General features: G+C 32.8%; 9 protein-coding genes. All 9 read right to left on the bottom strand.

Going from position 1 to position 9,020, the window contains the following annotated elements; translation table 11 throughout:
• Positions 1-107: 107 nt before the first annotated feature.
• Positions 108-722, bottom strand: a complete 615-nt coding sequence (locus CW357_RS17320; protein WP_124218713.1) for an RHS repeat-associated core domain-containing protein — start codon at positions 720-722, stop codon at positions 108-110.
• 13 nt (positions 723-735) lie between these two features.
• Entirely contained in the window at positions 736-1,005 is a 270-nt protein-coding gene (locus CW357_RS17315) for a hypothetical protein (protein ID WP_124218712.1), read from the bottom strand.
• A gap of 2 nt (positions 1,006-1,007) precedes the next feature.
• Positions 1,008-1,709, bottom strand: a complete 702-nt coding sequence (locus tag CW357_RS17310; protein WP_256386334.1) for an RHS repeat-associated core domain-containing protein — start codon at positions 1,707-1,709, stop codon at positions 1,008-1,010.
• A complete protein-coding gene (locus tag CW357_RS17305; protein WP_124218711.1) occupies positions 1,672-2,529 on the bottom strand; it encodes an RHS repeat domain-containing protein in 858 nt (285 codons plus the stop codon). The genes CW357_RS17310 and CW357_RS17305 overlap by 38 nt, the downstream gene beginning before the upstream one ends.
• Before the next feature lie 99 nt (positions 2,530-2,628).
• A complete protein-coding gene (locus CW357_RS17300) occupies positions 2,629-2,877 on the bottom strand; it encodes a hypothetical protein (RefSeq protein WP_121177294.1) in 249 nt (82 codons plus the stop codon).
• 20 nt (positions 2,878-2,897) lie between these two features.
• A complete protein-coding gene (locus CW357_RS17295; RefSeq protein ID WP_241155173.1) occupies positions 2,898-3,566 on the bottom strand; it encodes an RHS repeat-associated core domain-containing protein in 669 nt (222 codons plus the stop codon).
• Complete coding sequence (locus tag CW357_RS17290; protein WP_124218709.1) at positions 3,553-4,080, bottom strand: hypothetical protein; 528 nt, start codon at positions 4,078-4,080, stop codon at positions 3,553-3,555. Before CW357_RS17290 ends, CW357_RS17295 begins: the two co-directional genes overlap by 14 nt.
• Before the next feature lie 47 nt (positions 4,081-4,127).
• Positions 4,128-7,739, bottom strand: a complete 3,612-nt coding sequence (locus tag CW357_RS17285; RefSeq protein WP_164489643.1) for a DNRLRE domain-containing protein — start codon at positions 7,737-7,739, stop codon at positions 4,128-4,130.
• Positions 7,740-8,199: 460 nt separating this feature from the next.
• The gene (locus CW357_RS17280; RefSeq protein ID WP_124218707.1) at positions 8,200-8,406 is read right to left on the bottom strand and encodes a hypothetical protein; all 207 of its coding nucleotides are present in this window, start codon (positions 8,404-8,406) and stop codon (positions 8,200-8,202) included.
• Between the last annotated feature and the right edge of the window lie 614 nt (positions 8,407-9,020).

Genomic DNA, 9,020 nt, shown 5'->3' with positions numbered 1-9,020 from the left:
AGTCATTTACACAAAATTATTGACACTCCCCACATTTAAAGTAAATATAACAATGAAGATGTAAAAGAAATATTTTATATAATTCATTATATTCTCCTTAGCATAGATTAGCCCAATCTTGTTTTTACAACATATTTAGCATAAGCATAAGCAGATCTGTAGCATGGTGCATACTTAAAATATTTATTACGTCCACCCTGCGTTACACCAATAGAAAATCTATATAATAAGTAATACCCTCCTAAACTTTTCCCTATAGCTTTCACTCCAGCTTTTTTAGCTGCCTTTCTAGCTTTTTTTTCAATAACTTTTCTTAATGTTCTTGAATCTTTAATAGTTTTACTAGCATTTTTAGTTAATGTTTCTTTTTTCGCTTTTTTCACATCTAAATATCCTTTTATCGAATCGTAAAGGAGCATTCCCATTAAATATGCATCCTTAAGAGTTCCGGTTATTTCATTAGCAACATATAAAATACCCGTCATTATAGCATAATAAACCCGATTAGGTTTTATTCCATTCGAATCAATATTCATCACTGGATTATTATTCCCATAGGAATACCCATTTTGTAACAATGGCTCTTCTCCATCCCCTGGATGTGGGTCTAAAGCTAAAAATGCTCCATTTTCTGGATTATAGTATCGAGCTTGTAAATAATAATTTTTGGTTTCCTCATCATCATAATAACCTAATACCGAGAAAGTTACCTTATATTCAATTTAATAATACATTTTATCTAAATAATTCAATATATAAAACTAAGACACATCCAATTAAAAACAAAATTGCAACTATTAATAAAATTAGTTTTCTAATTTTATCAGGTAATAATAAAAAAATACTACCTAGCAATTGCAATATTAAAGAGCTTTCACCCATTGCAGGAATATAAGAGCTTATTTTCCTGCCTTTTTTGAAACTTTTAACTATATAGTAAATACTTAATATACTTAAAGTGCTAATTAATACGATTGTAAAATACATCCATTGTTTTTCAATCAACTCTATAACCTCTTTGCATAGCGTATAGCATAGCTTTTTCCCTTTCTTTTATAAATTTTATATATTCGCTTCAATACACCATATTTCCCTTCGATTACTGAATATACAGCGCTCTTTGCAGCTGAATATACGTTTATTTTTCCATCATTAACATATTGGCTAACTAAAGCAGCTTTAAATTCCCACTGAAGCTCTACTAGCATCCTTTTTATTACTTTGATATTTCCTCTACTAAGTGCATGTCCTAAACCACCGCCTAATGCCCCAGTTAATGCACCACTCAAAGTTAACATTCCTGCTTTTTTCCAGCTAACATGCTTTAGGAATTTTTTAATACCATATTTCTTTATTTTCCCCAAAATATAGGGTGTAACCTCCCAAGCAGCACCACTTAAAGCTCCGATTAAAAGGGGGTTATTGCCATTTATATCAATATTAGAAACTGGATTATTATTTCCATAAGTATACCCATTCTGCGACAAAGGTTCATCATCATCACCAGGGTGTGGATCTAACGCTAAAAATGCTCCGTTTTCAGGATTATAGTAACGTGCTTGTAAATAATAGTTTTTAGTTTCCTCATCATAATAGTAACCTGCATAGCGAATAGGGTTGTCTTTTGCGACATCGCCTTTTACAAATAAAACATTTCCGTAAGCATCATAACTATATGAACCAACTTCCTGGTCGTCTTGATCGCGAATGCTTAAAACATCTCCACGATGATTGGTGATGAATTGGTACGTTTTTGTTTGGAAGTTTCCTGTTGTATCTTTTTCTTTTTACAATCATACCAAGTGGTGTGTAGCCATTCCATTCATAATAACGGTAATGTGTAACTTCTCCATTTTTCTTTACGACTTCCATGTCTAGTACTTCGTTATTATAGAAGTATTCATGCGTTGTATCGCCAACTGTTTTGGTTAAACGCAAACCATTTTCGTCATATGTGTATGAGGCTACTACATCGCCTTTTAGTGTTTGAACACCTGTTAGACGCTGAGCTTCGTTATATGTGTATTTAAAGTGTTCATCTTGTAAAAGGTTACCATCTGCATCATATTGGTAAGCTGTATCATTTTTCTTTTTAATTTGATTGGCATCGTTATAAGAGAAAGTGAAATCTTTTCCATTTACATGTGCTGATTTTCGATTTCCGACTTCATCGTATTGATACGTATTGACATCGCCATTTGCGAATGTTTCTTTTGTTAGTTGGTTATTGCCATCGTATTCATAAGTTGTTGCTTTTCCTTGTATAGTTTCTTTTAGAATATTACCACCATTTGTATAGTCATAGCCAATTTCAAATGGTTGTTGTGCCTTGGTTGTATATGTCAAGGAAGCTAATAAATTGGCATCATTAAACTTTACAACTTGTTTTAATAAATCAGTATTGAGTGTTAAGGTATTTTGGTTTTCTACGAATTCTATAAATAGAGAAGACCCCCAACACGTAAAAATATTGGGGATCCTACGACTTAAATTAGAGCCTATTATCAGAACTGTTTTGGTGACTGGCACTTAATCTATCACTTAATCTATTATTTGAAATCATATCATTGTAATATATCCTTTCAACTCCTACTACATACCTTGCATTCTTAGCTTTAGAAACAAGTTTTATTTGATAAGATGGTCAATGTTTAAAATCCAATTCGAAAGATAATAACAAATACCTAAGAAAATAGGTAAAACATAGATTTTTGTTGTTTCCATTAACCTACTTGACATTACCATAGAGTAAAAAATACAAACAATCGATAAAATGATTGTACTAATGCTTATATTATTTTTATCCCAAGTAGCCTGCAAGTAGTGGGCAGAAAAAATAAAAATAAAAATAAAAATAAAAAGTTTTAAATATTTCATTATATATGACTCCTTTTATGTTAACCTAACCTTTTTTTTGCAACGTAGGAGCCATAAGTATATGCAGATCTGTAACATGGAGCATATCGGAAATACTTATTACGACCTCCTTGATAAATCCCAACTGAAAATCTGCCTAACAAATACCATCCGCCAAAACTTTTTCTTAAAGCGGCAACTCCAGCAATCCTAGCTGCTTTTTTTGCTCTTTTCTCTATTACTCTACTAAGAGCTCGAGAGTTTTTAACGACCTTTCTTGCTGCTTCTGTTGTACGTTGTGATTTTGCTTTTTTTACATCAAAATAATCTTTAATCATACTCCATAAAGTTTGTCCAACAAATGCTACGTCTTTTAAATCTCCAACAACTGCGGCAACAACATATGCTATGCCAGTCATTAAAGCGTAAAATATTCTATTAGGCTTTAATCCATTCGAATCCACATTCATCACTGGATTATTATTCGCATACGTATAACCATTTTGCGATAACGGTTCATCCTCATCCCCTGGATGTGGGTCTAATTCTAAGAATGCTCCGTTTTCAGGATTATAATATCGAGCTTGTAAATAATAATTCTTTGTTTCCGCATCATAATAGTAACCTGCATAGCGAATAGGGTTGTCTTTTGCAACATCGCCTTCTACGGATAATACATTTCCGTATGCATCATAACTATTGATTGGCATCATTATAACTGAACGTGAAGTCTATTCCATTCACATGTGCCACTTTTCGATTTCCAACTTCATCGTATTGATACGAATTGACATCGCCATTTGAAAACGTTTCTTTTGTTAGTTGGTTATTGCCATCGTATTCATAGGTTGTTGCTTTTCCTTGTATAGTTTCTTTTAAAATATTACCACCATTCGTATAGTCATATCCAATTTCAAATGGTTGTTGTGTCTTTGTTGTATATGTTAAGGAAGCTAGTAAGTTGGCATCATTAAATTTTGCTACTTGTTTCAATAGATCATTATTATTTGTGATGGTATTTTGGTTTTCTGCTGTATCTTGATCATATTGATAATCATGTAACACTTCATTATTTTCACTATATTTAATATGATCAACGTCATCGCTATCATTTTTATAATCTGTTTGTTCTTTAACAGTAAAAGTATTGTCGTGAGTAGTTTCACGCTCTGTTAGGCGTTCTTGATTGTCATAGTTATTATAACTTTGTGAAAATGATTTCAAGCCGTATATTTTTAGTAAGTTCGTTTCGTCTGAGTAACTATATGCCTTTAAGATTTGGTCATCTTTGATACTTGGCTCACATTTCCTAATTCATCATATTGATAATGCGTTGAAGTAACCACATCGCCAGTCTTATTTGTCACTTGAACTGTATCTACTTGGTCATCTTCAGTATAACTATAATCGGTTGAAATACCTGACGGTAAAATGGATTTACTCAATTCACCGTTTAAATCGTATTGATACGTGAATGTCATATCTTGATTTAATGCAGGATTTACGGGCATTATTACTTTTGTCACTTGGTCGTTATCATTATAGCTATACGTTTTCTTACGTACTAGTGCATCTTTTAATTCTGTCAAATTATTGTTGTCATCATACGTATAGGCCGTCGTATGCTTATTTCCGTCTGTTACAGAAGCGAGCGTATCTTGATATAGTGGATGATAGGTATATTCTGTTTTATTTCCATCTGCATCTGTAACTTCTTTTTGTTGTCCGTATATAGTATAAGCAATTTTCGAATTATTGCCTTCTTTATCTGTAGAGGAAACTGTATATTGATCGTCATCATAAGAAGTTGTTTCTAATGTATCATTTGGATAAGTTGTTTTCGTTACACGACCAAAGGAATCATATTCATATTTTGTGGTTTCATCATTTACAGTTGAAGCTATCAGTGAAGGACCAGAATAAGTATTAGAAGTGATTTCTCCGTTTGCCGCAACCGTTTCTTCAAGTTGATTTTTTTCGTTATACCTATTCTTTACTGTACCTTCAGTAGATGTAGATGTTAAAACATTTCCTTTTGAGTCATAGGTATTTTCTATAGTCGTTCCATCTGGATTAGTCACTTTTACAATATTATAATGTGAATCTAAGTCATAGAATGTTGTACTATTATTGGTTTCAGAAGGTTCCGTTACTTGTGTAATTGCATACGTACCTTTTTCCTTATCTCGTTTATAAACGGTTTCTGAATCATCTGTTGCAATCGATTTGAATTCATTTTCCTTATCATTAAATTGATACGTATTCGTAATGGATAATTCTTCATCTTCTGCTTGTTGGTCAAAAATGGTTAACTCATTTTCCTTATATGAAAATACGGTTTGGTTATTCTCACCATCTGTATATTTTGTAAGCTGTCCGTTATCATCATAAGCGAAACTTTCCGTAATCGTTTTAGTCGTTCTATCACTGCCAATTTTGGTTTGGACAAGTAAATCACCATTGTATGTGTAAGTTGTCCAATGGTCTGCGAATTTTACTTTGCTGATTTTCCCATCGCTATATTCAATATGAATTTTTTCTTGTTTTTCAATACCCTTTGCTTCCGATACTGTAATCAACTGATCTTCTTCATTTCGAATAAAATCAATTTGATTTTCATATTGGTCTTTGTAAGAAGCAAGATAGAAGTTATTTGATTTTTGGCCTATTTTAAATGTTTGTGAAAATTGACTTTTATCTGTCAATGTAAAAGTAGTGTCATTGACTCGCAATAATTGTTCATACAATCCTTTTGGTGAAGTATATTGTGTACCGTCTTTTTTAAATGTATGAACAGTGCCATCTTCATCTGTATATAAAACATCTTCATTTTCTAATACAGATAATGTTTCATTCCCGACAAATGTCCAACCTTTCCCTAAAGCAGAGTCATCTGTTGAACGCGAATTATACGTACGCTTGAAATCATACCCTAAAATACCTCTTGTATAAAGAGACTCATCCGTAAATTGTAACGCCATATTTCCTGTTGTGACATTGACACTTGAAGAAGCATTACCAAATTCATTTTCATCATATGTGAAGTAATCCTCTAAACCAATTAGTTCTAAATGTTGGTTTGGTTTTACACTATTTGAGGATGCTTCAGGACTCAACCCTCGTTTTCCAAAAATCTTATCTTCTTCTGTTTCAGGAGCCGTGGTGTTATCATCAAAATACGCTTGTACTTTGGCGGTGTAGTTTTTATTGTTATCGTATTCCGCATCCGTTGTTATACTTGTCTTTCCTTTAACCTTAATGACTTTATCTTTACTTCCATCATTTAATACCACATCGTAATATTTTGCACCAGTAGATTCTTTCCACTCAACATCAAAACTTGTTTTATTTTGGACTAAGTTATCATCATTTGAAGTTAATTTTACTTCTTTTGGTGCGTATAAAGGCATATAACCATAGTTAACATCTGATGAAGGTGAATCACCTGCAGCTGACATGGCAATAACACGAACACTATAACGTTTAGATGTATTTCCATATGTGGTACTTGGATCGATTGGGAGTTCGCTACCCGTTCCGACACTTGATGAATTATCCAATTCTACTTGATGAAGATCCGTATTCCCTGCTTTGATTTCTTCGTCAGTTGGCCAAATTTTCTTACCTTTTGTACTAACAGATAATGTGTCTTTACCTACTGTATAATTTTCATATTTTGCACCATTCCAAATACGGACTTTATAGCCTGTAGCGTTCGTAACTTTTTTCCAACTAATATCTAACCAGCCACGGCCTTTATTGACTGTATCTGTTTCTGGATAGCTTTCAGCTTTTACAGTTGGTAAATCAGGTTCACCAGCTGGTACAGGAATAGCTTTTGATACTGTTGAAGATGTTGGGCCATTACCAGTTGGGTATTGCGGAATTACTCGGAATTTATAGGTTTTCGATGTAACGGCTGTTCCTGCTTTTATCGAGTAAAATTCGGTTGGATCTAATGGTAATTCAACACCTGATTTACTTGTGCTATAAGTACTCGATGAACTATAAGGTGCTTTAGGAAAGACTTTTTGTCCTTTAGAATTCCAACTAGTTGCAGTTCCTTTGTAAATACTTTGATAACCTTTTCCATCAAACATTTGTAAATCATAACTAGTCGCACCGTACACAGACTTCCATTTTACATTTACTGAACCTGTTTTAGAAGCTGCATCATCAGCAGTTGCTGTCATGGTCGGTGTAGCCATTTTATCGTATTTATAGGCAATAATTATTTTTGCTTTTTTGGCACTTTCTGCGGCCGTAATTTTTTTCCAATAGGTTTTCCCATTCCCATTTGTATGGAATTTAAAACCATAATTAGAACGTTCCCCGGAAACCCAAGCTTGTATTGTATCAGTTACATCAAAATGTGCCCATTCATCACGCCCAACCGATGTTGAAGTGATTTTTGTAGAAGATGGCTTGTTATTCCATGTTAATTCATTTGCTCCCCATGACCCTTTTACTTCATCAACCCACAAGCCATTTTTTTGAGAGGCATAATAAGCATGTGTTACATATGCTTGTAAGTCTGCGCTATCAATCGTAGCACCTTTTAATTCTCCTACGATACTGAATTTGATAAATGGATAGTTTGTTCCAGATGTACTATCATAGTAACCTGTTTGTAAAACATACTCTCCTTGTGCTGCGTCCCATTGTTTGTTGAAGTTTGCCGTTGGGTATTTACTAGAAACATATGTATCTCCTAATGCTTCAATCGTTACAGAGGGATCAATGTAGACAGGGTAAATACGATTTTTTGATTTTAACCAATCGTCATTTGCATCTAATGTTAGAGAATACGTATTTTCTTTTGTCCTAGTTAATTGATACTGAACCTTATCAGAATAGACGCCTTCTCCTTTAGTCTCATTCATATTTGAGTCCATCATCATTGGTTTAGGTAAGACGAAGATCTTGTCTTTTTTCTCATCATTTGTGAAAAATCCAACTGAACCGTCTGATAGAAGCTTTGCATCTAAATCGGTTTTTAGCGTATACGTAAATTGATGAATACCTGTATATTCATTGACGATCCAGTCTTCTTTTACTTCCTCATTAAAAGTAATATGACGTAAATCGATTTGCGGATAAATATTCTTATATTGGATTTCATTTTCTTTGGTAGAGGTTTTACTTGAAGTCGATGGGAGTATCTTCTCATCATCTTTTGTCGCAGAGTTTAACTCAAAAACGAGTTTGTGATTTCCTTTACTATACGTTATACTCTGATCATCTTTAATCGATTGTGGAAACTTTGATTCTAGTTGAGTGGTATCAGTCGTAACATACCCTGTCCCAGTAGAAGTTAGATTCTCAGAAATGTCTTCATACTGATTATTCTGTTAAAATGTGAACCTTTTCAGCATAAATTTCTTTGTAATAGTTTCCTTTTTCATCTGTAAATGTCTTCGTTGTAGCTGTTCGTTTATCTTTTAGTTCTTTTAAATTGTCAGTAGAAATAGTTTCTTTTTCCGAATCAGTCTGTTGTTCTTCCGATTCTTTTGAATCTGAGTATGCTAAACCAACATATTCAGGAATCATACTAACAATTAAAATGGTGACTAAAAATAACGATAGCCATTTTTTAAATATTGTTTCATGTTACTCCTCCAATAATTACTTTTATAACAAAAATGTTACAAAATAATTATACATGAGCAAAAAAATACTATAAATGGGTATTTAACTATTATTTATTTTCATTTTAAGGAAATAGCCCTTACTTTTTAATCAATTTTCAATAAATATAGAATTGAAAGATAATAAGTAAAGAGATTCATTACTTTGAGAATCAAAAAAATTCTCGTCTTTCGAGGAAGATAGGAGTCTTTGAATACTTAAGTAGTGTTAGCTGTTACGTCACTGTAGGATTCATCTTTAGCTGATTTTTATCTTCAGAAGTAGTTACAGATGTAATCGTTTGAAGTTGATAGTAGCTGAAGTAAGGCTAATCGTACTTTCCTACTCAAGTGATAACGTGTCAACATCAAAATACTCTTAAGATGCTACTTATCTCGATCCTGTTCTCTCTGATAAGGAAATGAAGTTATTTAAATATAGAAATATATCTTTGCAATAGTAATAATGACATTATTAATCATTGTTGTAGTTAGTTGATACATAAGGGAGTGTCAATAATTTTGTGTAAATGACTT

Source organism: Rummeliibacillus sp. TYF005 (assembly GCF_003844195.1).
Classification (GTDB): Bacteria; Bacillota; Bacilli; order Bacillales_A; family Planococcaceae; genus Rummeliibacillus.
This window is presented reverse-complemented; position numbering and strand designations above follow the sequence as displayed.

Coding starts and splice junctions, on each gene's coding strand:
- CW357_RS17300 (WP_121177294.1), bottom strand. CDS start 2,877: ATGAAATATTTAAAACTTTTTATTTTTATTTTTATTTTTATTTTTTCT.
- CW357_RS17295 (WP_241155173.1), bottom strand. CDS start 3,566: ATGCCAATCAATAGTTATGATGCATACGGAAATGTATTATCCGTAGAA.
- CW357_RS17285 (WP_164489643.1), bottom strand. CDS start 7,739: ATGAATGAGACTAAAGGAGAAGGCGTCTATTCTGATAAGGTTCAGTAT.
- CW357_RS17280 (WP_124218707.1), bottom strand. CDS start 8,406: ATGATTCCTGAATATGTTGGTTTAGCATACTCAGATTCAAAAGAATCG.